General features: G+C 71.5%; 22 protein-coding genes. 7 read left to right on the forward strand and 15 right to left on the reverse strand.

The genetic code is table 11. The annotated features are described in order from the left end of the window. Positions 1-27: 27 nt before the first annotated feature. The 9 genes from ACFWP3_RS07660 to ACFWP3_RS07700 form a co-directional block, all read right to left on the reverse strand. Positions 28-840, reverse strand: coding sequence for a class I SAM-dependent methyltransferase (locus ACFWP3_RS07660; RefSeq protein WP_384217256.1), 813 nt, complete (start codon positions 838-840; stop codon positions 28-30). A 44-nt stretch (positions 841-884) separates the two neighbouring features. Further along, positions 885-1,733: a phytanoyl-CoA dioxygenase family protein gene (locus ACFWP3_RS07665; RefSeq protein ID WP_384217258.1), complete on the reverse strand. Its 849-nt coding sequence runs from the start codon at positions 1,731-1,733 to the stop codon at positions 885-887. After that, positions 1,730-3,889, reverse strand: a complete 2,160-nt coding sequence (locus tag ACFWP3_RS07670) for a phosphoketolase (RefSeq protein WP_384217260.1) — start codon at positions 3,887-3,889, stop codon at positions 1,730-1,732. The genes ACFWP3_RS07665 and ACFWP3_RS07670 overlap by 4 nt, the downstream gene beginning before the upstream one ends. After that, positions 3,886-5,049, reverse strand: coding sequence for a hypothetical protein (locus ACFWP3_RS07675; RefSeq protein WP_384217262.1), 1,164 nt, complete (start codon positions 5,047-5,049; stop codon positions 3,886-3,888). The genes ACFWP3_RS07670 and ACFWP3_RS07675 overlap by 4 nt, the downstream gene beginning before the upstream one ends. Continuing rightward, positions 5,049-5,759 (reverse strand): HAD family hydrolase, encoded by a 711-nt coding sequence (locus tag ACFWP3_RS07680; RefSeq protein WP_384217265.1) that lies wholly within the window; start codon positions 5,757-5,759, stop codon positions 5,049-5,051. Before ACFWP3_RS07680 ends, ACFWP3_RS07675 begins: the two co-directional genes overlap by 1 nt. Then, positions 5,756-6,919 (reverse strand): enolase C-terminal domain-like protein, encoded by a 1,164-nt coding sequence (locus tag ACFWP3_RS07685; RefSeq protein WP_384217267.1) that lies wholly within the window; start codon positions 6,917-6,919, stop codon positions 5,756-5,758. The genes ACFWP3_RS07680 and ACFWP3_RS07685 overlap by 4 nt, the downstream gene beginning before the upstream one ends. Beyond that, positions 6,919-7,983, reverse strand: a complete 1,065-nt coding sequence (locus ACFWP3_RS07690; protein ID WP_384217270.1) for a radical SAM protein — start codon at positions 7,981-7,983, stop codon at positions 6,919-6,921. Before ACFWP3_RS07690 ends, ACFWP3_RS07685 begins: the two co-directional genes overlap by 1 nt. 266 nt (positions 7,984-8,249) lie before the next feature. Further along, complete coding sequence (locus ACFWP3_RS07695) at positions 8,250-9,497, reverse strand: helix-turn-helix domain-containing protein (RefSeq protein WP_384217272.1); 1,248 nt, start codon at positions 9,495-9,497, stop codon at positions 8,250-8,252. Between the two features lie 86 nt (positions 9,498-9,583). Then, positions 9,584-10,693: a helix-turn-helix domain-containing protein gene (locus ACFWP3_RS07700; RefSeq protein WP_384217275.1), complete on the reverse strand. Its 1,110-nt coding sequence runs from the start codon at positions 10,691-10,693 to the stop codon at positions 9,584-9,586. Positions 10,694-10,956: 263 nt separating this feature from the next. On the opposite strand from ACFWP3_RS07700, the gene ACFWP3_RS07705 reads away from it, so the two are divergent. Further along, positions 10,957-11,958, forward strand: coding sequence for a DUF6624 domain-containing protein (locus ACFWP3_RS07705; protein WP_384217277.1), 1,002 nt, complete (start codon positions 10,957-10,959; stop codon positions 11,956-11,958). Between the two features lie 153 nt (positions 11,959-12,111). After that, positions 12,112-12,270 (forward strand): hypothetical protein, encoded by a 159-nt coding sequence (locus tag ACFWP3_RS07710; RefSeq protein WP_384217280.1) that lies wholly within the window; start codon positions 12,112-12,114, stop codon positions 12,268-12,270. A 127-nt stretch (positions 12,271-12,397) separates the two neighbouring features. On the opposite strand, the gene ACFWP3_RS07715 is transcribed toward ACFWP3_RS07710, so the two are convergent. Further along, entirely contained in the window at positions 12,398-12,634 is a 237-nt protein-coding gene (locus ACFWP3_RS07715) for a hypothetical protein (RefSeq protein ID WP_384217281.1), read from the reverse strand. A 92-nt stretch (positions 12,635-12,726) separates the two neighbouring features. Here ACFWP3_RS07715 and ACFWP3_RS07720 point away from each other — a divergent pair, with 92 nt between their 5' ends. Continuing rightward, entirely contained in the window at positions 12,727-16,044 is a 3,318-nt protein-coding gene (locus tag ACFWP3_RS07720; RefSeq protein WP_384217283.1) for a hypothetical protein, read from the forward strand. A gap of 36 nt (positions 16,045-16,080) precedes the next feature. After that, positions 16,081-16,443 carry a hypothetical protein gene (locus ACFWP3_RS07725; RefSeq protein WP_384217285.1) on the forward strand — a complete coding sequence of 121 codons (363 nt, stop codon included), beginning with the start codon at positions 16,081-16,083 and terminating at the stop codon, positions 16,441-16,443. A 102-nt stretch (positions 16,444-16,545) separates the two neighbouring features. Here the strand turns inward: ACFWP3_RS07725 and ACFWP3_RS07730 are convergent, their stop codons facing one another. The 5 genes from ACFWP3_RS07730 to ACFWP3_RS07750 all read right to left on the reverse strand — a co-directional run bounded on the left by ACFWP3_RS07730 (position 16,546) and on the right by ACFWP3_RS07750 (position 21,257). Further along, complete coding sequence (locus ACFWP3_RS07730; protein WP_384217287.1) at positions 16,546-17,784, reverse strand: MFS transporter; 1,239 nt, start codon at positions 17,782-17,784, stop codon at positions 16,546-16,548. Positions 17,785-18,103: 319 nt separating this feature from the next. Next, entirely contained in the window at positions 18,104-19,207 is a 1,104-nt protein-coding gene (locus ACFWP3_RS07735; protein ID WP_384217289.1) for a radical SAM protein, read from the reverse strand. Positions 19,208-19,275: 68 nt separating this feature from the next. Next, positions 19,276-19,821, reverse strand: a complete 546-nt coding sequence (locus tag ACFWP3_RS07740) for a class IV adenylate cyclase (protein WP_384217291.1) — start codon at positions 19,819-19,821, stop codon at positions 19,276-19,278. After that, on the reverse strand, positions 19,818-20,501 hold the full coding sequence (locus ACFWP3_RS07745) for a hypothetical protein (protein WP_384217294.1): 684 nt from the start codon (positions 20,499-20,501) through the stop codon (positions 19,818-19,820). The genes ACFWP3_RS07740 and ACFWP3_RS07745 overlap by 4 nt, the downstream gene beginning before the upstream one ends. Positions 20,502-20,606: 105 nt before the next feature. Next, complete coding sequence (locus ACFWP3_RS07750) at positions 20,607-21,257, reverse strand: TetR/AcrR family transcriptional regulator C-terminal domain-containing protein (protein ID WP_384217295.1); 651 nt, start codon at positions 21,255-21,257, stop codon at positions 20,607-20,609. Positions 21,258-21,322: 65 nt separating this feature from the next. On the opposite strand from ACFWP3_RS07750, the gene ACFWP3_RS07755 reads away from it, so the two are divergent. Genes ACFWP3_RS07755 through ACFWP3_RS07765 form a run of 3 tightly spaced genes read left to right on the forward strand, consistent with a single transcriptional unit; the run spans position 21,323 to position 23,542 of the window. Further along, entirely contained in the window at positions 21,323-22,126 is an 804-nt protein-coding gene (locus ACFWP3_RS07755; protein ID WP_384217297.1) for a proline hydroxylase, read from the forward strand. Positions 22,127-22,150: 24 nt separating this feature from the next. Further along, positions 22,151-23,215, forward strand: a complete 1,065-nt coding sequence (locus ACFWP3_RS07760; RefSeq protein ID WP_384217300.1) for a threonine/serine dehydratase — start codon at positions 22,151-22,153, stop codon at positions 23,213-23,215. Positions 23,216-23,239: 24 nt separating this feature from the next. After that, positions 23,240-23,542, forward strand: coding sequence for a DUF6087 family protein (locus tag ACFWP3_RS07765; RefSeq protein ID WP_384217302.1), 303 nt, complete (start codon positions 23,240-23,242; stop codon positions 23,540-23,542). Positions 23,543-23,599 lie beyond the last annotated feature (57 nt).

Consider the following 23,599-nt stretch of genomic DNA (forward strand, 5'->3'; position numbering starts at 1 on the left):
GTATGCCCGAGCCGCCGCCGGGCCGGGTTACGGCCGGGTGGCGATGATCGCTTCGGTGCGGATCACCTCGTCGAATCGTCCGGACGGAGCGAAGGCAAGGAGAGCTTGGCGGAGGTCCTGCTCGAAGGCGTCCTTCTTCTCGCCGAGCTGGGCGGGGCTGGAGTAGGAGAGGCTGAAGACCCAGCCGATGACCTCGTCCGTGGTGCGAGTCAGGGTGTGGTCCCAGCGGGCGGTGTCGACCTGGGAGAACGGGGAGCGGGCGAGGACGTCCTGGTGGCGTTCCTTGGGGTGGGAGTAGGTGCCGGAGCCGGCGCGGCGCTCGGGGCCGAGGTAGCGGGTGCGGACCTCGTCGACGACGTGGCGCCAGTCGGCGGGCTCGAGGTCGCCGGGGGCGCCGCCGGAGGCGAGGACGATCGCTCCGCCCGGTTCGGTGATCCGGTCGAGGTCCCGGGCGACCTGGTCGCGGTCCATCCAGTGGTAGGCCGCACCCATGACGGTTAGCAGGACGGGCCCGAGGCCCAGCCCTGGGAGGGTGGTGGAGTCGCCCTCGCGCCAGTCGATGTTGGTGATGCCCTGTTCGGCGGCGAGGCGGCGGCCCTCTTCGAGCATGCCCTTCTCAGGGTCGACGGCGATGACGGTGTCGACGTGCGGGGCGAGGTCGAGGGCGATGATGCCGGGGCCGGCGCCGAGGTCGAGAACGCGCTGGGTGCAGTCGAGGCCGAAGCGGCTCGTGAGCAGGGCGTAGAACTCGGGTGCGTAGCGGGGCCGGTGGGCAGCGTAGTACGGCGCGGTTGAGGCGAACAGCTCTTCGGGCGTGTACGAGGGGGTGGAGGAGGTCACAGGTCCAGTCTCTCGCGGGGGTGCGGACAGGGTCGGATGATTGGTCAACGAGCCGCGGCGGCGGTCAGGTGCTGCCACCAGTCGGCCAGGGGCCGGGAACCGGAGCCCTCACGGGCGACGGAACCGTCTTGGTGGCGGTCGCGGGCGCCGAGGAGCTGCCGCTCGACGTCGCCCAGGTCCGGCCGGTCGAGGAGGCCGGGGGCGGGGTCGTCGACGGCGTTGAGCCACCGGTAGCCGTACTGCATCATCACGGCCAGCCGGGTGCGGCCGGAGCGGTTGAGGCCGCCAGCGTGCCAGGTGCGGTTCTCGAAGAGGACCACGTCGTTCGGGCCGACGTCCGGGGTGAGCGCGCCGGGCGGGTCGATGTCCCCGTCGGGGACGGTGACGGGCCCGGTCTGGGTGTGGCTGCCGGGCACGAACATCGTGAGCCCGGCGTCCGGGCCCGGATCGGTGAGGAAATACGCCGCCTTGATCGCCAGACGCGGGGTGTGCGCGGTGCCGAGGTCGGCCACGGTGGAGGACATGTCGCGGTGCCAGCCGTGCCGGGCCGGCACGCGGATGGTGCGCTCCTCGTCCGGCAGGGACGGCATGGAGATCAGGTTGCTCGACAGCAGGTGGATGTTGGGGCTGAGCAGGCCGACGAGCGTGGGCAGCACGGCCGGGTTGGCCAGCAGCGGGAGGAAGGCGTCGTCCACGGCGAGGACGCCGCGGAATCCGTCCTTGCCGTCGACCGAGCGGTCCCGGCCGGCGGTGCGGCCGGTGGCCAGGAGCCGTACGGCGGCCTCGGCCGCGCGGTCGCGGACCTCGGGGTCAAGGGCGTCGCGCAGGACAAGCAGGCCGTCGCGGTCGAAAGCGGCCAGCAGCTTCGGCTCCGGTGCGAGCGGGGTGGTCATCGCGGCTCCTTGAGCATCGAGAGCGCCTGAGCGGTGAGCGCGGCGGCGGACATGCCGCAGTGCTCCAGCAGGTCGCCGGAGGGCATAGGGCGGCCGGGGTCGCGGTAGCCGACCACGCGGACGCGGGCAGCCTCGCCGCGGCTGGCGAGCAGGGCCCGTACAGCTGGTGCCTGCGTAACGGTGGCCAGCAGGACCGGGGCGCCGGGCGGAAACATGCGGGCGAAGTCGCCGTCGGGCAGCGCGGCAGGCCAGATGCCGGGAGAACCGAGCACGGTCAGGTCGTTGACGTGCACGTAGCGGAGGCGTGCGTCCGGTCGGGCGGCGGCGAGCTGGTCGGCCGCGGCGGACAGCTCGCGGGCCGCGACGTCCCCGGCGGAGGCCAGGACGATGTCCGGGCTCCCGGGGCCCGGGGTGCTCAGGTGCGGCCAGATCGCGGCGCCGCGGGTCAGCTCCTCGCGGAAGGTGTCCGGGGGGAAGATGAGCGTGTGGTGCTTGTCGGCGAGCAGGAAGTTCGCCCGGTCCCGGCCGGCGAGCATGACCGCGAGGACGGCGGCCGCGCGGGTCGCATCGGCCGGGGTGTAGACGTGCACGGTGGGATGCTCGGTCTCCAGCATCGCGGAGACGAGCCCGGGGTTCTGGTGGGTGTAGGTGTTGCGCCAGCCCAGCGAGGTGATCAGGTAGTTGATGTTCGCCAGCCCGCCGACGCCGGTCGCGGTGCACGCGCTGCGGTGCTTGAGGTGCTGGACGAGCAGGCTGGTGTTGACCGCGGCGAACGCCTCGTACGTGGCCAGCAGCGCGTCGCGGCCGGTCTCGGTGTAGCCCTGCAGCCAGGCGTGGCAGATCTCCTCGTTGAGGATCTCGCTCGCCCACGCGGGCATCCGGTCGTCCCCGGCCTCGGCCAGGTGTAGCCGGTTGGAGGCCACCTCGTCCGGGCTGAACAGCCGGAAGGCGCCTGCGGCGGCGCGTTCGCGGATCACCGCGCTGACCAGCGCCCAGCCCTGTTCCCCTCGGACGGCGAGGGGGGCCACCGGCGGGGCCGGGCGCGGCCGGGGCGCCGGGTGCGGGAGCGCCTGCCGTACGAGGTAGGACGGCTGCCCGCGGTCGGTGAACAGGGAGGCCGGCTCGTACGAGGCCAGCCAGGCAGCAAGGGCGTCGAACTCTTCCTGGTTGCGGGCGGGATCCTTCAGCGGCGTCTTGTGAACGGCCGGGGTCCCAGCGATCCGGCGCCCGGCGACCTGCTCGGGCCCGGTCGCGCCCTTGGGCATGGTCAGCACGAGGACCGGTTGCGGGCGGTCGACTCCGACCGGGCGCAGCCGCGCGAACACCTCGCCCAAGACCTTCCGGAGGCCGGCCGTGTCGGAGCCGTCGTGGAGGAACGGTTCGTACCCCAGGCCGGTGAAGTACGCCCGCAGCTCGGCCTCGCCGAGCCCCGCCAGCAGGGAGGGACCGCCCATCCGCAGGCCGTTGGCCAGCACGACGGGCAGCACCGCCCCGTGCAGCCCGGACCCCAGCAGCGCGCGCCGCGCGGTCCAGGCCGCGGCGGCGGCACCGGTCTCCAGCTCCCCGTCGCCCAGGAGCGCGACCACCAGGCGGTGCGGGGCGTCCAAGACCATTCCCTGCGCGACGGCGAGCGCCGGCCCGAGCTGGCCGCCGGTGTAGCGCACGCCCGGGATGAGCGGGGTGATTTCCCCGCCGTAGGTGCGGGTGTGCGGGAAGCCCGCGGCGAGCGTGCGGATGTCGGCGGCGGACCAGCCGGGGCCATTGCCGCTCAAGGTGAGGGTCTTGGTCAGGTAGGCGTGGGCCAGGGCGGAAGGTCCGGCGTGCCCGGCGCCGTGGACGATGAGGACCTCGCTGCCCGGGGGCCGTCCGGTGGTGAGCGGCCCCAGGTGCGCGAGCATGAGGTTCACCGGCGGGCACACACCCCAGTGGCCGCTGGGCGCCTCCTTCACGTCCTCCACCCGCAGCCGCCGGCCGGGCAGCACGTTGTCGTTCAGGTACAGCTGCGCGACGCACAGGTAGTTCAGTGCCCGCCACGCGGCCGCGACGGCCGCATCGGAGACGCGGGCCGCGGCGTGCGCGGTCGCCTGGCTCCAGTCGGGGAAGTCACCCGGGTCCGCCATGTCGGCGGGCCCGGACAGCAGGGCAGTCTCGCTCACAGGGCCTTCCCCTTCCGGGCGGCGACCGCGTCCACGGCGGCCGTGACCCGTCCGGCCCGGATCTCCTCGGTGCCAGCCTCGGTGATCAGGTGGAGGATCTGCGCCTGCTCGTGGACGGGCACCGCCGCCCAGTCCAGCCCGGCCCGCTCCAGGGCGACGGCCAAGTCCTCGGGCACGCTGCGCGGGGTGCGATCCCGCACGCCCTGCACGGTCAGCGGCACACTGCTCACGCCGTCGGTGACGGCCGCGTAGGGCAGCGCTGCCTGCCCGCGCAGCGCGTAGGCGACCACGGTCCTGGAGCTGCCGGTGGGGAAGGTGACGCGCAGCTGGGCGCCGCGCTGACCGACCGGCCCGCGACAGGGCAGCAGCAGGAAGTCCCGGCTGCCGATCCGCTCCGGCCGCGCCATCACGTGCAGGACGTCGGACGCGGCCGGCAGCGGGAGCAGGACCACCGGATCCGGACCCGCCTCTTCAGCATCGGAGTGCCGGGGTGGGCGTGCGACGGCGATGATGCCGCCCTGGCCGACGCCGGCGCGGCGCGCCGCCTTGTGCGTGAACAGGGTCCGGTCCACCGCCGAGAGCAGGGTGTCGGTGAAGGCGTGCTTCCAGCCCCGCTCCCGCTCGGCGGGCAGGTCGGCGGCGGTAACGAACATCAAGGCGAACGAGACCGTCACCGGCAGCACGTCGCGGAGCCGGTCCCGCAGGATGCCGAGGGCCTGGTGGAACTGGTCGGCGTCGTCCACGACCGCGGCGAGGATCACCTCGTCGCCGCCGAAGGTCGCCGCGCAGCCGGAGTCGAAGGGCTGCTCGCGGAACCATGCGCGGGTCGTGGCCCCCACGGTCGCCATGACCTCGTTGCCGGCCAGGTGCCCGTAGGAGGCAGGGTTGGTGGAGTTCGTCTGCTCGACGTGGTCTTTGAGCCCGTCCACGTCCCCGATCGCCAGCGCCACCAGGCGCCCCGCCTGCAGGGCGGCGGCCAGGCAGCGCGGGATGTGGCTGTGGAAGTCAGGGAAGGCCACCAGGCCGGTGACCGCGTCCTCGCGGCTGCCCTCGCACCAGGTCCGCAGCGGCAGTTGGCTGGGGTCGAACAGCGGCACCGAAGGGGTCAGCGGGTCGTGGACAGGGGGCGTTGCCGGGCGGGACGTACGGGACGGCTCCATCAGCCGGCCACCTCCGAAGTGATCGTCGTCGCTGCCGCGCGGGCGGGGAGCAGCAGCGGGAGGGTGTTGAGGGTGTGCAGGCGCAGCGTCGACGCTTCCGGCATCAGCGGTCCGGTGGTGTGGTGCCGGTCCACCCAGGCCGTGTGCCAACCGACTGCCGTGGCTCCGCGGACGTCGGCGTTCACCGAGTCGCCCACGTGCAGCAGCTCGTCGGACCGCAGTCCGCTGACCCGCTCGACGGCGGCGAACGCGGCCGGCTCCGGCTTGATCGCGCCGGTGCGCGCTGAGTAGAAGACGGCGTCCAGCAGTTCCCGGAACGCGGCGGGCTCCTGCTCGGGCACCGAGGAACCGAGCGCGTTGGTCATCGCGTACAGGGCGAAGCCCCGCGCGCGCAGCGCGGTAAGGGTGTCCGCCACGTCCGGGTACAGCTGCGGGTCCTCGGCCCGGCGCCGGGCTCGCTCCAGCACGTCGGTCAGCGGGCCGGTGAGCTCGGGCCGTCCGTAGGCGTCCGCGATCTCCCGGGCGAGGCATTGCGGGGTGATCACCCGCCGCTTGGCGCCCCTGCCCATGAAGGCGCGGGCCTCCTCCAGCGAGATGCTGAGGACCTCGGCGACCTGGCCGGTCGTGGCCACCGCCTCCGGGCGGATCAGCGTGCCGCCCATGTCGAAGCAGACCGCCCGCACCCCGGACCACATTGCCCGGCCGCTCACGACCCGATCTCCCAGGCCGGGAGCGGCGAGGAGGTCACCGGCAGAGGGGCGAGCCCGGCGCCTGGCCCGGACGGCAGCGTCCCCTCCTCAACCTCCGCGGGATCGGTGAACACCTGCTGCCGCAGTGGCTCCAGCGTCAGGTGCCACTCCACCGCCGGGACCTTGTCCCGGCAGCACGCGCCGGCCAGCGCGAGCGCCGCCCACAGCCGGTCGCCGTGCGGGAACGTCGCCATCCCCAGGTCGGCGGCGACCTCGGTGGTGTGCAGGGAGCGGGCCAGGCCGCCCGACCAGCCCGGGTCGGTCTGCCACACGTCCACCGCCCCGCCGGCCAGCAGCCGCATCTGTTCGTGCTCGTCGACCGCGTGCTCCCCGGCCGCCATCGCCACCCCGGACCCGGCCGCCCGCAGCCGGGCCCAGGCGAAGCCGCCCGGCTCCAGCAGCTCCTCGGCGAACGCGACATCCAGGTCGGCCAGCACGGGCAGCAGGGCGAGCGCCTCGTCCAGGCGGCACCGGCGCAGCCCGTCGACCATGAACCGTCCCTCGCCCGCCGCTTCCCGCAGCGATCCCAGCACCCGGGCCACAGCCCGCGGCCCTTGGCGCAGCAGCTCCTTGGTGAGCGGCCACTTCTGCCCCCAGAACCCCTGCCCGGCGATCCACTCCGCCGCCTTCACCGCCTCGCCACGGGCCGGGTCCAGGCCGAGCGCGGACGCATACACCGGCACCCGCTCCCGCACCGTGCCACCCAACAGCTCCGGCACCGACCGGCCAGCAGCCCGCGACGCCAGGTCCCAGCACGCCAGTTCGACAGCCGAGGCGGCCTGCCGGGCGTGCGCACCCTGCTGATGCCTGCCCGCCCGCGGCCGGTAGCCGAGCTTGCGCGGTGCCGCCGCGTCGTGCCCCACCAGCCCATCGGCGAGCGCGTCCACGACGAGCCGCGCGACGCCCTCCCCGACCGGCGCGTGCCAGCCCGAGACCCCGTCGCCGACCACCTCGATCGCGAACCGGGTCCGGTGCTCCGGCCACGACGGCCCCGCCGGCGCCACTGCCACCGCGGCCAACGCGTCGGGTAACCCCTCCGGCAGACCGGCCGACTGCCCCGCCACGGGCCACACCCGGACTGCCCGCACCACCGTCACGGCCCCACCGTTGCGTCCGGCCATCAGATCCGCGCCCCGGTCAGCTGCTCCCCGGCGAACGTGTACGCCCACGGCGAGCGGTAGTTCTGCCACCACTGCGGCCGCAGCCCCGTCGGCGCGAACAGCTCCTCGACCGCCGCCCGCATCGTCAGGTTCCACTCGATCGTGTCCGACCCCGGCGCGCGGTAGACGTCCATGTACGGGTTGTGGGCCTGAAACGTCTGGAACCGCGGGAAGGTCGTGGTCACCGGCACCAGCCGCTTCAGGTTCTCCACGGTCTCCTCGATCGGGTCCAGGCCCACGATGTAGGTGAAGTCCGTGCTGATGCCCCGGTCCTTCGCCGCCCCGAGCGTGGCGACCATCTGGTCGACCGTCAGCGCGGCCTTGGACTGCTTGAGGATGCTCGCCCGGTTGGTGAAGCACTCCACCGTCAAGGTCAGGTGGAACGGCCCGAGCTCGGCGGCCCGGTCCAGGCCCGCCTCGCTGGTGAGGACCGACGACAGAAAATGCAAGGTCCCCTCGCAGTCGGTGCTGCGCATCGCGGCGCGCACGCCCTCCAGGTGCTCCAGGGCCAGGTGCTCGTAGAGGAAGCAGCCGGTGCACACCGTGACGGTTTCGACCCCCGACAGGTCCGGCACGCCGGAGTTCGCCGCGAGGGTGGCGAAGTAGCCGGGCAGGTCAAGATCGCGGATCGCGGGATCCGAGGCCCCCTCCAGGGTGTTCGGACAGAACGTGCACCCCACGCACTGGGAGCGCTGGTTGGAGTTCAGCGTGAGCATCTTGGTGCCGTTGCGCCAGTAGCCCAGCACGGCGTCGTCGTCCTCGATGCCCTTGACCGTCCCGACCCGCTCGCCGTGCAGCCGCAGCTCACGCTCGTCGATCTCGAACGGCGAGTCCTCGCGGCCCAGGGAGAGGATCAGGTACGACGGGTCGGCCGGCCGCGAGTCCAGCGCCAACTGGAACCGCATCCGCGGCTTGTCCAGGGGCGAACGCGCCCCACAGCTGTTCAGTGCGATGAGCAGCACGTCCTCGGGGTTGATCTTCCACTCGCGGGCCACCTCTTCCAGGTGGCTGACGGATTCGAGCATCGGCTTCCCTCTCTCGCCTACGGAGCCGGGCACCGGAAACAGCCAGCGCCCGTCGGAGTCGTGCATCCCGGCTTCACGCGGAGCCCCCCTGCGTGAAGCCGGAGCCAGACCGTAGGCGGTCGAGGCCCTTCGTTTGTTCACAGCGGTGAACACTCGGTATTCCGGCAGCTACTCCACGCAGCCGAGAGCGCCAGCAACAGGCCTCTAGGAGTCGCGCAAGTACAAGGATGACGGGCTGCTGGGTGCCCTCGCGGAATGGCCTGGGCCTACCGGCTGATGCCCATGCGGTGAGCGAGACCGGCCAGGTCGCGCTGCACATGGACAGGAAGCCGTTTGCCGAGGAGGTAGCTGACGGAGTCCCCGATCAGCGCATCGGCGTGGACCCGCTGCGGGGCGATCAGTTCCGCACGGAGGAATCGCTCGGCCGCAGTCGACTCCTGCCCGCGAACGTGGACGAGGGCGCGGCCCAGATCGGAGTGGTAGGCCGCCTGGCGGCCGGGGGCGCTGATGATCTCGGGGTGAACGTCGGTGCCCGCGGTGACGGCGTCGCCGTGATGCCCGAGGTCGGTGTTGAGGCTGACTCTGTGAATCGCCACGTTCGTCGGGCCGAAGTTCAGGTGGAAGGCGCGGGTCTCTCCGATCCCGTTCGCCAGACGCGTTGCCTCGGCGAGGTGCGAGCGGACATCGGCGGTGCGGTCGCTCGCGGGCCGGCTCGGATCCTTGGTGATGCTCGTGGCGGAGATCAAGTGGAGTTCACCGAGCAACGCCTCGGCATGGGGGAGGGCCAGGTGCTGCTCCAGTAGGTTCACCGTGGCGGTTGCCTTGGACAAGGCCTGCTGCGGGCTCCCGGACGCCATAAGGATGTGGGTGGCGAAGAAGCCGCTCAGGGCGGTGTAGACCGGGTCCTCGAGCTCGGTGATGGCTTCGCCCGCCCGGGTGACCGCGATGAAGGCCAGATCGGTGTAGCCGAGCGACTTGAGCATCAGGGTGCACGCCGGGTGGTAGGCGTCGGCCAGCAGTCGCAACACCCGCAGCCGGGTCCGCCCCTCGCTCGCCGAGGCCGTCGCCTGGAGGTCTGCGAGCAGTGCCGGGAGCCTGACCGCCAAGGCCCCGTACTCCGCAGCGTGGTAGAGCCGGTTCGCGCGCCGCACGCGCGCCGCCAGCCGCGTCACGGATTCCTCCGGCGCCGGGCGGTCCAGCGGACTGCCCACGGCCATACCCATCAGCGTGAGCCGCAGCTCCGGGATCGCGGCATGGGCCTCTGTGGCGTGCGGATCCACTGGCAGGAAGGGCTGGCCCAACAATTCCGACGGTGCGACCCGCAAGGCGTCGGCGATCGCGTTGATATAGGCGGGGTCCTTCAGGAGCCGCTGACCGCTCTCGACCATCGACAAGTAGGAGGAGGACACGCCCGCCAGACCGGCCAGCGCCCGCACGGTTAACCCCCGCCTGCCCCGCAGCGCCCGCACCCTCTTGCCGATCAGCTTGGCCAGTTGCTGTTGCCGTTCGTCCATGACCGTCCGCCCAACTACTCGTGGATCACGCGTAGGTTAGGCCAGGTCCGGCCGTCGCAACCGGGCATTCCCCGAACGGGCCAAGATCACCTCATACCGAACCGTGCAGCCATCGCATCCAGCGCTGCGGCGTGCTCCTGGGCGCGGACGGGGATCACACTCACAAGCTCGCGTGCCAGGGGATCCAATCGGGTGTGCAGCGGTGCGATGGATTCCGCGGCCGCCAGATCCTCGGCCGCGGCCCCGTACAGGCCTAGCCTGGCCCGAGCGGACGCAGTAAGGACGAGCAGGGCGGAGCGGTCGCCCGCCGGGAGGCAGACGGCACCCGCCGCCCGATCAAGCACATGGTGGTAAGCGCCGCGCTCCGCCGCTGCGAAGGCTCCCGCAGAGGCGGCCTGGGATCGCTGCTGCACGTCGACGGCCTTCTCATAAGCGGACGCGAGCAGGCGCTCGCTTTCTGCCTCATGCCCAAGCGTCGCGTGCGCGACGGCCAGCGGCAGCAGTACCTCGGCCGGGGTGTCGGCCTCTCCCTGCGCCGAGCGGGCGATGGCGAGTTCGGCCTGCCCCAGATCCAGCAGTAGCCGGATCTCCTCTCCCAGTACCGATGGGCGGGCCTCCACCGGAGGGCATGCCTGAGTAAGCACGCCCCAGGCGAGGTCCCGGTACCCAAGGCGGCGCAGGAGCCGGCCCACGGACACGTGCGCCGCCGCACGAAGAGCGTCGGTCCCGCGGTCGGCGTCGCCGGACTGTGGCGAGCCGGCCAGTTCCAGCAGCTCCGGAACCTTCAGGGCGGCGGATACGAGGTCGCCGGCGTCGTCGGACGCCTGCAGCCCGTCGACGAGGACGGCGAGTTGCTCTCGGTCAGCTGCCCTGATGGCGCTGTCCGCGGAGAGCGAGCGAACCAGATACCGGCGTGCGTACCACCCGAGCGAGTGCACGGTGGAGTGGTCAGACCCGCACGGCATGTAGGGCTGACCGGTCAGCTCAGTCGGATCCAGCCGGAGACCGGTGGCGAACGCGCCGAGTATGCGGCGCTGATCGACCCATTCTCTCCCCGTCTCGAGGTCTACGATCAACTGCTCGGGAAGGCCGGAACGCACCGCCAACCCGGCCACGGTGAGGCCTCGGCGCATTCGCCATTCGGAGAGATACCGGCCCACAGGTGTGGGGTCGGCACCGCTCGTCTCCTGCGTCACCAGGGTGCTCGCATGGCCACTGGGGGCTCCGTGCTCTTCCTCGGGCGGCTAACGCCGATCGCGGGGGCGGTCTCTTCTACGGGACCACATGGGCTTCGCTGCGACACAGTAGCCACACGGAACCGGCCAATGCGAATAGGCCAGCTTGAGGGATACCCGAACTCCCGTACTGCGACTGCGACATCTTCGCCACAGTCACCCCCGCCGGCTGAACTTGCCCTGAAGCTGTTCAGTCGACGCCGCATCGTCTGAGAATCGGACGCATGGGCGATCTGGTGATGCATGAGACGGCGAGCTGCTATGCCTTCGCGCGGTTCGGTCTGGAGTGGCGGCTGCGCATGATCGAGCATCCGCGCCTCAGGGGCGAACTCGTCCCCGGCGGGCACACCGAAGACGGGGAAGACGGACTCACGGCGGCGGTGCGCGAGGTACTCAAGGAGACGGGGCAGCGGGTGCGCCTGCTGCCGCAGCCGCTCCCGGAGGGGTATCCGCATCTGGCGGCCCCGTCGGTGTGGCACGTGGTGTCGATGCCCGCTGCTGCGGACAGCCGCTGCGATCACCAGCATCTGCACCAGGACCACATCGTCGTCGGTGTCGTCGACCGGCCGCTCGCTGTTCACGGTATGCCCGAGCACACGGCCCACTGGGTGGAGCGCAGCGCGCTGGACCGACTCCACCTTCCCGAGGACACGCGGCTGCTGGCCGCAGAGCTGTTCGGGGCGATCGACTCCGCGGCGGCTCTGCGGCCCCGGCCGACGGTCGACAAGGTCCTACGCGCGGAGCTGCTCCGGCGCCAGGAGGAGGATCAGGCGGTCCGGCTGGTGCCGGTGGCCGAACGTACGCCGGAGCTGATGGAGCGGTGGAGGGCCGTGGACGAAGCGAACACCGCCTGGCTGGGTGAGCTGATCGCCGCGAGCGGGTGGCCGGGCGAAGCCCTCGTCGGGCGGCAGGCCGCCGGGGCTGCCTGGCTGCTCGCTCAGCACGCCGACCGGCGGCCCGACTTCCAGCGGGAGTGCCTGGAGTTGCTCGCGGCCGCCGTGACGGCGGGCGACGCCGACCCGCAGCACGGCGCTCTGCTGGAGGACCGGGTGCTGGTCGCCCAGGGAAAGCGGCAGATCTTCGGCACCCAGCTGACGCAGGGCCCGGACAGGACGCTCGTCCCCCACCCCCTTCGGAACCCGGACGAGGTTGAGGCACTGCGCGCCGCGTGGGGGTTCGAGCCGCTGGAGGCGTACATCAGGCAGGTCTCGGCCGGCATTCGGTAGCACGGCCGGGGCGGCCTGCGGTCCAGACGGCCGGGTCTGCAGCACGGTCTTCGGCGGCGGGCGTGTGAACCAGGAGGCCTCGCCGACGGGGAGGCCGCGACGGACAGCCCGCCGCGGCTGTCCGAGAGCCTGGAGCAGGAACTGGCCACGCTCATGAGCGACTGCGAGCGCTGGCTCGACACCCTCGCCTGGACCGACACCGCCCGCATGTGGCACGCCCTCGGCAACGGCGAACAGGCGTTCGCCGCACTGCGCCGGCCGTCGAACAGGAGGCGGCGCAAGAAGTCCGACGGCCGGCGCTGCGGGCCCTGACATCGAAACTGCTCTACGGCCCGGCACGCGTGTCGGGCCTGCGCGAGTTCGCCCGCCGTACAGGGGCCGTGCCCGCGTAAGGGGCCCCAACCCTGCCACGGCGACGAGAGGCTGGTCTGCCACGCGGTCACTCAACCGGTGCGAACCATGCCGCCGTCTCGTCCTTCTCGACCACCGCGATGATCTCCCGCATCCGATCACTCATCGGCGGTAGCGCGTCCAGCGAGAACCAGCCGACCTCCACCGACTCGTCGTCGCACACCCGGGGCGAGGAGCCCGAGCCTGCGGGCCGGCAGGCGAAAACGATCTCCAGGTACTGAGCTCGGTCCCCGTTGGAGTGCTGTACCGGCGGGGAGTTCGTCACCGCTGCCAGACAAAGGCGAGATTCCCCGACGCCATGGGGTGTCCTCCTGCAAGGCTGGCTTCACCACGATCGGCACAGGAGACGCATCCACCATGGCCACGGCGCAGCAGCCCACGTCCGCCCAGCACCGGCGGGTGCAGTGGAAGCCCATTGACCGGGCGCTGGCCCGCTACTCGACCGAATCGCTGGTAGCGCTGCTGGAGACCGCGCTCGCCTCTCCCGGCTGCTCTCGCTTCCACGATCATCTGCTGCTGCTGTGGACCCGGGTCCTGCGAGGCTCCGTTCGGCTGGGGAGGCGGGCGGGCGCACAGGATCTGCCGGGACTGGTCGAAGCCGTCGTCCGTGCTGCTCCTGGACGCGGAACACTCACGGAGATGGAGCCGAACGACCCGCGTGCCCTGGTGCGGTACGAGGTGGCGGGGGAGCGGCTGCTGGTTCATCCTGGGCAGCTCGACCACCCGGTGATGTTCCTTCGCTGTGCGGAGCTGACGGCGCGAGCGGTCGACCAGGCTGTGCTGGCCGTGCATGGCTTCACCCTCACTGACGTTCTTGAGCTCGTGCTGCGCTGCACGGACCGGGTGGTGTCGACGCTGGCGCTGGCGTGGCCGGAGGTGTACGACGACCGGTCCTCGCAGGACATCGCCTGCGGGATCAGCCCCAGCGAGTACGACGCCGTCGAGGGGCTGGCCGACCTGGACCCCACTGAGATCGCCGCCGGATGCCGGGAGCCGGAACGCGCCGCTCGCGCGCTGGATTGGCTGACCTCGGACATCACCTCCATGTCGCTGCGCTACAACCCCAGAGCACCGCTCCTGGGGCCGGCGCTCGCCGTCGTCGCGCACGGCCGCCGCCGGCTGGTCCCGGCCTCCGCCATGCTGAACAGCTTCGCCGCGGCCCTGGAGTACCTGATCACCCAGGTCCCGGATGGGCCGGCTGCCGAGGAGTGCCTCCAGGCGCTGACCGTGGACCGCGTCGCCCAGCTGCTGGGCCTGAACGGGGTACCCGCCCGGCCGGGGCCGGTGTGTGTGATCTCCTCGCCCACCCACCGGTACGACATCGCGATCGTCAGCGCGCTCTCCGGGGGCCTGTCGGCGCGGGTCGAGGAGGGGCGCGCCGCTCTCGCTGCCGGCGAGCCGGGCCGAGGACGGCTCGTGGTCTATGCCGGGCCGGCGGTGCTGGGGCCCGAACTGATCCGTGACACCGCCTACCTGCATGCCGAGGAACTCGCCGAGATCCTCGGCGACGCGGAGGGGGACCCGGCGCTGCTGGCCCTGTTCGTGCTGGAGCTGACCGAGCACCCCGGGGTCGACGCCGTCTTCTACCGGGAACCGCTCGACGCCTGGGCCGCCTGGCTGATTGAAGGCACGATGCTGCTGCCGGGCCCGGACCGCGAGGAGGTGGCCGTCGTCCCGCCGGCCGGGGTCGACCTCACGTGGCGGCGGGCCGCCGCATGGGCTCGCCTGGACGACGTCCTGGCCGGCGCCGGGCTGCCGACCGCGATCCACTGGCGCTTCGCCCACCTCGCCGAGCCCGAGCCGGGCGTGGCGGGCGAGTACGCAGACCTCTCGGAGACGGGTGACCGGGGCGGCGGCGCCGGGTTGGTGGTGCGGGTCAGTACCCTCCCACCGCTCGTGGTCGTGGCCAGCCCCTGCGGTGAACCGGGTGCGGTACTCGACCTGGGCGCGATGACAGGGCTCGCGGACAGCATCCGCAGCACCATCACCGGATGCCCACCCGTCGCCGCGCACTTCACCCTGCCCGAGCTGGCCCCGGTGGTGGTGCAGCTCACCGAAAGCACCCGGCCCCACGAGGCCCCGGCCGGACCCCACGACCGGGACGGCGAGGACCAGGACACGGGGGAGCGGCTGCTGCTGCATGCCGGGGCCGACTCCGGCCGCGTCCGGATCGGAATCGACCTCGACCCACCACTGCTGAAGTCCTTCACCGGCGACGGCAGCGGCGGCCACCGCGTGCTCGGCCTGCTCCTGCATCACCTGACCGACCAGATCCGTCACGGCCGCGGCGCCGGACCGGGCTGCACCCCGGAGGCCTTCTCCGAAGCCTGGGACAACGCCCACCCCGTACTGCGCCTCACCGCCGCCACCACCTACTGGCCCGCCACGGCCCCCCACTACACGCTGGCGCGCTCCCGGCACCTCCACGCCCGCACCCTGCGCACCGCGGCCGCGGCCGTACGCCGAGCTGGCATCCCGTTCGGTACATGGCACGGCCCAGACGCGTACGTGAGCGGCGGCCCTGGTGAGCAGCTGCTGCACGCGCTCGAAGGTGAACTCGACCGGCAGATCCGCGCCCACGAACCAGGCCTGGTCGTGGAGTTGGCCCAGCACTTGAACGCGGCCTGGAGCAGCCGTACCCGCGGGCGCCACGAGGTGACGGTGAACCTCGCCGCCCCCTGGGCAGCGAACTGGGCGACGGAAGCCGGTGAGCGCCAGATCGAAGCGGCCACCGCCACCTCTGCCCTGCAGCTGCTCCTCCAGCAGGCGATCGCGAACCCGCCCGCCGGGCTCCGGCCCGTCGACACCCTGGCCGTCGCCGAACTGATCGCCCTGGCCGAGCTCGTCCTGCAATGCGGAATCACCGCAGTCGCTGCCGCCCGGCGCCTGCACGACCTCCACCTGGAGATCCACCCCACCGGCGTGTTCACCATCACCAGCACGGACGACGAAACCGCCGACGGGCCGGACTCCGAATTGCTGCACCTGGGGTTCGACGCGGACACCTACCACCACGCCCGCCATGAGAACTTCATCGCCAGGGCCAGCGGCGCCGAGCGCGAACACCGCGACCCCGCCACCGAGTTCGAGACAGGGAGCGCACGCACGCCCCTCGCGTTCACCGCGCCAGCTCTGCCCGCCGGCACCCAGATCGCCCGGGCCGACGTGCTCCTGCACCAACACTGGGGCTTCGGCCTCGCCGCTCTCAGCTCCGTGCTGGCCACCGCCGCCGACTGGCCGACCGGACCGGAGGGAATCGCCTCCGTGACCAGCGAGGACCTGGCAAGGGAGGCCGCCTCCTGGTCCCGACTGCCCGAGCCCGACCTGGCAGCCGCCGTCGACCGGCTACGCCTGCATCCGGGCAACGCCGCTCCCACAGGCCCGCACGCCTACACCGAGGTCGAGCGCCGTACCCGGCCCGCCACCCACCCCCTGATCGACCAGGCCGGGCGACTGCTGGTCCTGCCCTGGCTCGTCCACGCCGCCCAGGAGGCATACGCCGCATACCTCGACGAAGGGCGCCTTCCGCACCCCGACCTGCCCAAGCAAGTCGGCGACGCACTGCGCCGCCACCGCCAGCACCTCGACGAGCGCCTCGAAGCCGACCTCAAGGCCATCGCCCGCGACGCCGGACTACCCCACCACTTCCGCCTCCTGGAGAAGACCGCCGCATAGCTCGGCATCCCGGGCCTGACCGGCGAGATCGACCTCTTGATCGCCGACCCGGCCAGCCAGCGCCTATGGGTGATCGAGGCCAAAAACCCCGAAGGCGCCGTCGCGCCCCATAACCTTGTCCAGCACATCCGGAAGTTCACCGAACGCTACCGCGACAAGCTCCTCGCCAAGGCCACCACCATCACCACCCACGCAGCCGCCGCGGCCCGCGCCTGCAAGGCCCCCGACGGCTTGGAATGGACCGTGGTCCCGCTTATCGTCACCCGTAGCATCGAACCGGCCGCCTTCATCGCCGACCCCAGGGTCGCGTTCACGACCGCCGATCACCTCGCCCACACCCTGGCCGCAGCACAGCCACCCCGGCCGGGATGGAACAGCCCGTCCACGCGGGCGGTCTGATGGCGTCGGCCGCGATCACCGACATCCGGTGTGGCGGGCAGGGCAGGCATAGCCGTCGACTCGGCCAGATTCCCGCACTGCGGTCGAGGTCGCCCGCGCGTTCTACCTCGGAGCCCGAGCAGCCGAGGCCAGTGCCGTCTCGGCGGCGTCCCCTGGCACCGTGGCGGACAGCTCCCGTACCTGAGCCAGCGCCAACGGCAAAACAGCCGCGCACACGATCAAAAGGGCCCCGGCTGCAAGCGTGACGCGGAGCCCGAAGAGGGCTACCAGCGGTCCGACGAGGATGTAGCCCACCGGGACCGGGATGAGCTGGCCGAGCGTCGAGTAGGACATGGTCCGGCTCATCCGGTCTGCCGGGATCCGGGCCTGCACGACCGACGCCCACGTTGTTCCGCTGAAGGCGAGCCCGGCTCCGGCGGTGACCGCGGTGACCACGAGCACCGGCATGGGCAGCCGCAGGGCCATCGCGGCCAGCGGCAGCGCCATCGTGCCCGTCCCTGCGCACACCACCACGGCGGCCAGGCGCGGCTTCCACATCAGTGCGGAGGCCGCTCCCGCGATCAGGCCGCCGGTGAATCCGGACACCACGATGCCCCACAGCCCCGGCCCGCCGAGGAACCTCTCCCCGTAGACCGGGCCGAGCGCCTGGTAGCCGACGAGCCATGCGGGCACGATCACAGCGCCCTGCATGACCATGACCCACAGCCAGCGGCGCGACCAGAAGTCGGTCCAGCCGTCGCGTAGATCGGCCACGAAGCCGCTCTTCACTTTCACCCGTGCCGCCTTGAGGCCGATGCGGGAGCACAACACGGCCGCAGTTGCGAAGGTCAGGGCGTCCCAGCCGATCACCCATGCCGGACCCACGAGCGCCACCAGGACGCCGCCGATCATCGGGCCGCCGACCTTCACCGTGTTCTGTCCCAGCTTCAGCAGGGCGTTGGCAGCGTGGCGCATCTCGGCGGGCACGACCTCCACCACCACACCACCGGCGGCCGGCGTGAAGAACGCCGAGGCAGCCCCGCACACGGCGGCCATCGAGGCCAAGTGCCACACTTTCGCCGCCCCGGCCCACAACAGCGTCGCCGCCGCGCTCTCCGCAGCGAAGGACACCACGTTGGCCCACAGCATCACCTTGGCCCGGGACCAGCGGTCAGCAACCACGCCGCCCACCAGGAGCAGCAGGATCTGCGGGAGCATCCCGGCGGCGAGGACCAGGCCGAGGGAACCGGCCCCGCCCTGGATGTGCAGGACGGCGAACGCCAGGCCGATGGTGGATACCGACGAACCGGTCCACGAGAGCATCCGCGCGAAGAAGTGCAGCCGGTACGGCCTGACTCTCAACGGGGCGGAGGCTTCGCGTACACGTACCGTCCAGCTGATCCGAGGGACGGCCGACGATTCGTTCTGCCGTCCCTCAACGCGCCCGTACCGCAAGATCAAACTCCGCCCAGGAAACACGAAATCCCGGCAGCCAGACACCACCGGGAACCCTTCACACCCTAGGACAACTCCAAGATCGTGTGTCGCCAACGCCACGACTGCCCCAGCTCTCACCCGATCGGGACGAGCAACCCCACACAGCCGCGCCGACGGCGTCCCAACGCGTCGTTGGCTCGCTAGTTACTGCTCCTCGGGCAGGGGAACACCGCACCTCCTGTGATCAGATTCCTGCCGGGACCAGCTGTGGGTACTGGGCGGTGAGGCGTGCGGTCTCGTCGTTTCGGAAGGCCTGGATCTCCCTAGCGCGCTGGCTCATGGCGAACTCTCCTATGGGTATGCAGATGTCCATGCGGCGGATGCAGACGCCGATCATGTAGGGGCCGCCCTTGGCCCGGTACATGCGGACTCCGTAGTACCCCTCCTGGCAGTCGGTGGGGTTGTTGAAACGGCAGCCGATACAGGTGTCGGGGAGGCGGACCGGGCGGATGTTCTTGGCGTAGACGGTCCGGCCGCCGGGGAGCTGGTACCGGGTCCGTTCGTCGAAGGTTCCGGCAGTGATGATGTGGCGGACGGGTACCGCGTCGAGGGCGGCCAAGGTCTCCCTGATGGCGGTCCGGGAGTGGTGCTCGGTCTCCAGTTTGACCAGGAACCGTACGGTCACGTCACGGCCGTATTCCTCCACGATCCGCAGGGCGCGGGGGATCTGGGTGGAGTCGCTGACGACGAGGTTCGCGGAGACCTTGATGCCGCTGCGGAGTCCGGTCTCGATCGTTGCCGCCAGGGCGGCGATCTTCGCCTCGGCGAGCCCGATCGAGGCGAAGCGCGGGGCCTGCACGGCCGCGAGTTCGCCGGCGGTGGTCCCGAAGACCGCCAGGTTGACGCGGTCCAGGCCGGCTGTGGCGCACTCCTCCAGGACGGCGGCGCCGTTCTCGCCGTTGGAGGTAAGGCCCACGGTGAAGCCCATGCTTCGGACCTGGTGGACCAGGGCGGGCAGGCGGGGGTGCAGGGTCGGTTCCCCGCCCGTGAAGTGGATCTCCCGGGTGGTGATGCTGCCGCGGAGCGCGGCCAGTGCGAGGGCGAACTCGGGGCCGGGCTCGATGCGGGCGGAGAGGAACTTCGCTCCGTTGGTGGCGATGTAGATCGAGACTCGGCCGGTCTTGCCGGCCGTTCCGGTGTACTTCCCGGGTTCGGCGTTCCGATTGTCGGCGGTGACGGCGGTTCCCTCGTTGTGGCAGAACGTGCAGGCCAGCCCGCATTCGTCGTCGATCTTGACGCGGCCGGTCTCGTCGGGGCGTATTTCGACGGGCACCTTGTGCATGAGCATGTCGCGACCTTCCTTCCGCGCGGCCGGCTGGCTCCCGGCCGCGCAGCTCAAGGGGGTGGTGCGCTGGGTCAGGCGGGAAAACGGAGGTCGGCCACCGACTCCAGGTCGATGCCGTACCGGCGGTAGACGGCGGTCGTGTTCTCGGCCGTGAGGCTTGTGCGGTCCAAGCCGAGGCGTTCAGCCATGGCCCACACATCGGCCTCGGTATCCGCCTCGATCTCCAGGTACGGGGGGATCAGCGGCCAGTGGTCGAGTTCGAGGCGGACGCCGTCGAGGAGCCAGGAGGAGCGCCGGTTCTCCTGGTAGGAGCGGGCGGCCAGGCCGCTGGCGGTGAGGGCGGCGTGGGCGAGGCCGAAGTCCGATACGCCGACCTCGGTCTCACGGGTGCCGTCCACCTCGTCGGAGTGGATCTCCTTCACGCACAAGGTGACCTCGGTGCCGGTGTCCCGCAGGCGTACCCACTTGCCCAGGACGGCTGGCACGGTGTCGTAGACGTAGCGGCGCATGTCCCGGTCGGTGATGTGGGTACCTCCCGCCTTCTCGATGCGGGCGGCGAGGTCGGCCGGATCGATCTCCAGCGCCTTGACTTCGAACTCGGTTACAGCCGTGGTCATTTACTGTCCTCTCGGTGGGTCGGGTCGTGTCGGGCGACATCCGGCAGTGGACTGCCGCACGGCTGCCGGGGGATGCGGGTGGCCGCGTTCTCGAGATCGGCGATCCGCTGCGCGATGTCGCCGGCCGAGGCGGAGCCGATGTCGACGGGAGTGAGGTCGAAGCCTTCGTAGACGGCTTCGGTCAGATGCAGGTTGGCCTCCTCGAGCCGGGACCAGTAACCGGCGTGGTCGGCGCGGGCGCGCGCGGCCATGCGGACGAGGCGGGTGGCCGCGTTGACTCGGAGGAAGTAGGTAGCGTGCGGGAGCAGTGCGGTCTGCCAGTCCACTGCGGGAAGGTGCCGGGCGCCGGTTGCCGCGTGGGTGGCGAGGGTCCGGTGGAAGTAGCTTTCCGTCACCACGCTGCGGCCCGATTCGAGGATCTGCCGGGCCCGGTCCGAGCGGACGTAGTTCTCGTACAGCCACAGGTGGAGGCGGGCGTTCACGTTCGTCGTGGTGTCGGTGTGACGGCGCAGGACGTCGAAACCGGGGCCCGCCGGTGCGATGAACTCCGCGCCGAGCAACTCGGCGAGGATCGGGGCCACGGTGCTCTTCCCCGAGGACCGCAGGCCGTCCAGGACGACGAACCTGGGCGGCCGCGGCCCGGCGGAGAGGGCATGCCGGTGCTGGGGGTCCGTATGCATGTGCGGCTCCTTCTCGCGTCGGCACAGGTCCTGGCGCAATCGAAGGCGGGGGTGCAGCTGTGGCCGCCGAGTCCGGTGCGGGCTCGACGGTCGCAGAGCCTGTCGCTATAGACCGGATTTGGCGGGGTTCGCGACGTGGATGAGGTCGCGAAGTGCCTGGTAGTAGACCTCGGAGTCGACTACGGCGGAGACGATGACGGCGAGGTGGCCGGTCAGTACGGGGAACTCTTCGGGGTCGAGCGCGGCCAACGCGGTGCGCGTAGCGGCCTGGGCGCCCTTCGGGTTGCGGTGGTCCACGAAGCTGGCGCTGCCCAACGTCAGGAGGTACATCCGCCGGTAGCAGGAGATCGCCTCCTGCGGGGTCATTCCGGCCGCGAGGGAGGCGGCAAGCTGTGGCTCCACCAGGCGCTTGAGGAGCTGGGGGCCGAGCCAGGGCCGCGCACCGCGGAGGGCGACGAGTCCCGGGTGATCGGTGAGGAGCTCGTAGACCCGGCGGAAGCGGGCCTCGGTGGCGGCAGCCCAGTCGGTGCCGGCGGGGATGTCGGGCAGGCCAGCGGCGAGGTGGTCGGCGCACATGTCGAGGAGGCCGGCCATGTCGGTGCACCGGCGCTGGAGGGTCGCGTGGCCGATGCCGAGCCGAGCGGCGAGGGTCCTGAAGGTCAGCGCTTCGCAGCCGTCCTGATCGACCATCAATAGGGCTGTTTCGGCAATGAGTTCGGGTGTGGCGAGTTCCAGGGAGACGGATTGCCTAGGCATGCGGGTCAGCGTACGGTACGCGGTATCGGTTACGGAAGGCTCATCTCTCGTCACTCGGAGGCGGCATGCCCCGCACGGCGCTGGACCCCCTGTTCACCAGTACGGATGCCCCGGGCGGCTTCACCGAGCGACACCTGGCCCACCTCATCGCCGCGACCTCCGCCGCCGTCACCGTTCCGCGCTTCCTTGACGAGCAGACCTGCACCGACGCCCTGGCCGCACTCGACCGGCTGCCCACCGCCGCCTACGACCTCGACCGGGTACCGACCCCGATCGTCCGGTTCGGCCCGTCCCTCAACGACTACCGCACCGTCGCGGGAGGGCTGGACGCCGACCGGTACTGGCGCGACGCCGAAGCCGCACGGGTCTCCTGGCACCGAACCCGACTGCGCCCGGATCCCGTCGCGTTATCGCTGGCCCGCCTCGGCACGGCCTGGGGCAGCGCGATCTTGCCCGCCACCATCGGCGGCCGCCCGGTCTTCGCAGGCACCCTGCGCGAGATCAACGAAGGCACCCTCCTCCACTACGACGACGTACGGCGCGAATTCCCCTGCCGCCTCTTCGACCAGGAGACCGTCGCCCAGCTCGCCTTCAATACGTGGGCCGCCGTCCCCGAGACGGGCGGAGCCACCACGCTCTGGCGCCACCGTTGGGATCCCACCGACGAGCAGCACCGCTACTCCTACGGCTACCGGACCAAGACGGTCGAGCACTGCCAGCAGGTCAGCCTGCGGCCTCAGCTCGGAGGAGCGCTCCTGTTCAACCCGGCGCATTTCCACGAGGTCGAGGCGAACCCGGGCCAACGCCGGATCGCCCTCGCCTTCTTCCTCGGCCTCACCACCACCGGCCAGCTCATCACCTGGTCCTAGCCCTCACCCTTCAGGAGCAGCGAAGTGCACCAGCTCACGTACGGCGACATCAAGGCCGCCGCCGACCGGATCGTCGGTCGTATCCGCCCCGTAGCTCTCTCCCGGGTGGACCCCGGCGCGATCCGCACCGCCCACCCGGACCCCCTGGACGAGGGCCCGCAGAAGCCCTGCGAGGTGTGGCTCGCGCTGGAGTACATGCAGCACACCGGCAGCTTCAAGGCTCGCGGCGCGCAGAACTTCCTCGCCGCCCACCGCGAGGCCGGCACCCTGCCGGACGCCGGAGTCACCATCGCCTCCGGCGGCAACGCGGGGCTCGCCTGCGCGTGGGCCGCCCAGCAGCAGGGCGTGCGGGCCACCGTGTTCCTGCCCGAGGCTGCGCCGCCGGTCAAGGTCGCCAGGCTGCGCGGGTACAACGCGGACGTACGCCTCGTGGGCGCCGAGTACGCCGAGGCCCTCGCCGCGTGCGAGGACTTCGCGGGTGCAACAGGCAGTTTGATGAGCCACGCCTACGAGCACCCCCTCATCGCCGCAGGAGCGGGCACCCTGCTGGAGGAGATCCGCCAGCAGATCCCCGGCCTGGACACCGTGGTCGTCGCCGTCGGCGGCGGCGGCCTCTTCGCGGGAGTGGCCACCGCGGCCCAGCACCACGGCGTACGGGTCGTCGCCGTGGAACCCGAGAACTGCCGGGCGCTGAACGCCGCCCTCGAAGCGGGCGCGCCCGTCGACGTACCCGTCGACTCGATCGCCGCCGACTCCCTGGGCGCCCGCCGCACCTCACGGATGGCCCTGCACGCTGCCCAGCAGGATCGCGTGCACTCGGTCCTCGTGCCGGACAGCGACATCATCGCGGCGCGCCAGGCCCTGTGGGACCACCGCCGGATCGCCGTCGAGTACGGAGCCTCGACCGGCCTGGCGGCTCTGCTCGCGGAACCCCGGTATGACACCCAGTGGAACGCCCTGCCGCAGTCCGGCGATCCTTTCGTGCCGAGCCGCAGCTACCGGCCCGGCAACGGCGAAAGGGTCGCCGTGATCCTCTGCGGCGCCAACACCGACCTCAGCAGCCTGACGAACCAAGCTGAATTGGAGTAGATGCACCAAGGGAAGCTGCCGGCTGTGAGCGAAGACGAACCCTTTGAAGACTGGGCCAAGCGGTACCTCGCCCGGCGGGAGAACCGGATCGGAGAGCTGCGCGCCCTCCCGATGGACGGGCCGCCCGGTCGTGGTGCCCACGTGAATCCCAAGGCGCCGAGGCTCTTGATGCGCTGGACGGGCTACCAGTGGGCTGCCGAGGCGGTCGTCGACGACTACGCCGCCGCGCAGCGGCTACTCCACGGGATCGTCCAGCCCCAGCCCGGGGTGCCGGGGTGGCCCTTGCCGAAGCCGACTGGACGTCACCATAAGCCGCCATCCTCCTAGTAGGGCTTGGTCAGGTTCATTCTTTGGTGGCGTGTCCAGATGGGTGGCTGTGCCGTT

The sequence above is a fragment of the Streptomyces sp. NPDC058525 genome, assembly GCF_042719495.1.
Lineage (GTDB): Bacteria > Actinomycetota > Actinomycetes > Streptomycetales > Streptomycetaceae > Streptomyces.

What these genes read in the sequence shown, in the direction of transcription:
- ACFWP3_RS07675 (WP_384217262.1), bottom strand. Translation starts at nt 5,049, where the DNA reads ATGGAGCCGTCCCGTACGTCCCGCCCGGCAACGCCCCCTGTCCACGAC.
- ACFWP3_RS07705 (WP_384217277.1), top strand. Translation starts at nt 10,957, where the DNA reads ATGGGCGATCTGGTGATGCATGAGACGGCGAGCTGCTATGCCTTCGCG.
- ACFWP3_RS07710 (WP_384217280.1), top strand. Translation starts at nt 12,112, where the DNA reads ATGAGCGACTGCGAGCGCTGGCTCGACACCCTCGCCTGGACCGACACC.
- ACFWP3_RS07695 (WP_384217272.1), bottom strand. Translation starts at nt 9,497, where the DNA reads ATGGACGAACGGCAACAGCAACTGGCCAAGCTGATCGGCAAGAGGGTG.
- ACFWP3_RS07750 (WP_384217295.1), bottom strand. Translation starts at nt 21,257, where the DNA reads ATGCCTAGGCAATCCGTCTCCCTGGAACTCGCCACACCCGAACTCATT.
- ACFWP3_RS07740 (WP_384217291.1), bottom strand. Translation starts at nt 19,821, where the DNA reads ATGACCACGGCTGTAACCGAGTTCGAAGTCAAGGCGCTGGAGATCGAT.
- ACFWP3_RS07745 (WP_384217294.1), bottom strand. Translation starts at nt 20,501, where the DNA reads ATGCATACGGACCCCCAGCACCGGCATGCCCTCTCCGCCGGGCCGCGG.
- ACFWP3_RS07720 (WP_384217283.1), top strand. Translation starts at nt 12,727, where the DNA reads ATGGCCACGGCGCAGCAGCCCACGTCCGCCCAGCACCGGCGGGTGCAG.
- ACFWP3_RS07735 (WP_384217289.1), bottom strand. Translation starts at nt 19,207, where the DNA reads ATGCTCATGCACAAGGTGCCCGTCGAAATACGCCCCGACGAGACCGGC.
- ACFWP3_RS07690 (WP_384217270.1), bottom strand. Translation starts at nt 7,983, where the DNA reads ATGCTCGAATCCGTCAGCCACCTGGAAGAGGTGGCCCGCGAGTGGAAG.
- ACFWP3_RS07755 (WP_384217297.1), top strand. Translation starts at nt 21,323, where the DNA reads ATGCCCCGCACGGCGCTGGACCCCCTGTTCACCAGTACGGATGCCCCG.
- ACFWP3_RS07685 (WP_384217267.1), bottom strand. Translation starts at nt 6,919, where the DNA reads ATGGCCGGACGCAACGGTGGGGCCGTGACGGTGGTGCGGGCAGTCCGG.
- ACFWP3_RS07665 (WP_384217258.1), bottom strand. Translation starts at nt 1,733, where the DNA reads ATGACCACCCCGCTCGCACCGGAGCCGAAGCTGCTGGCCGCTTTCGAC.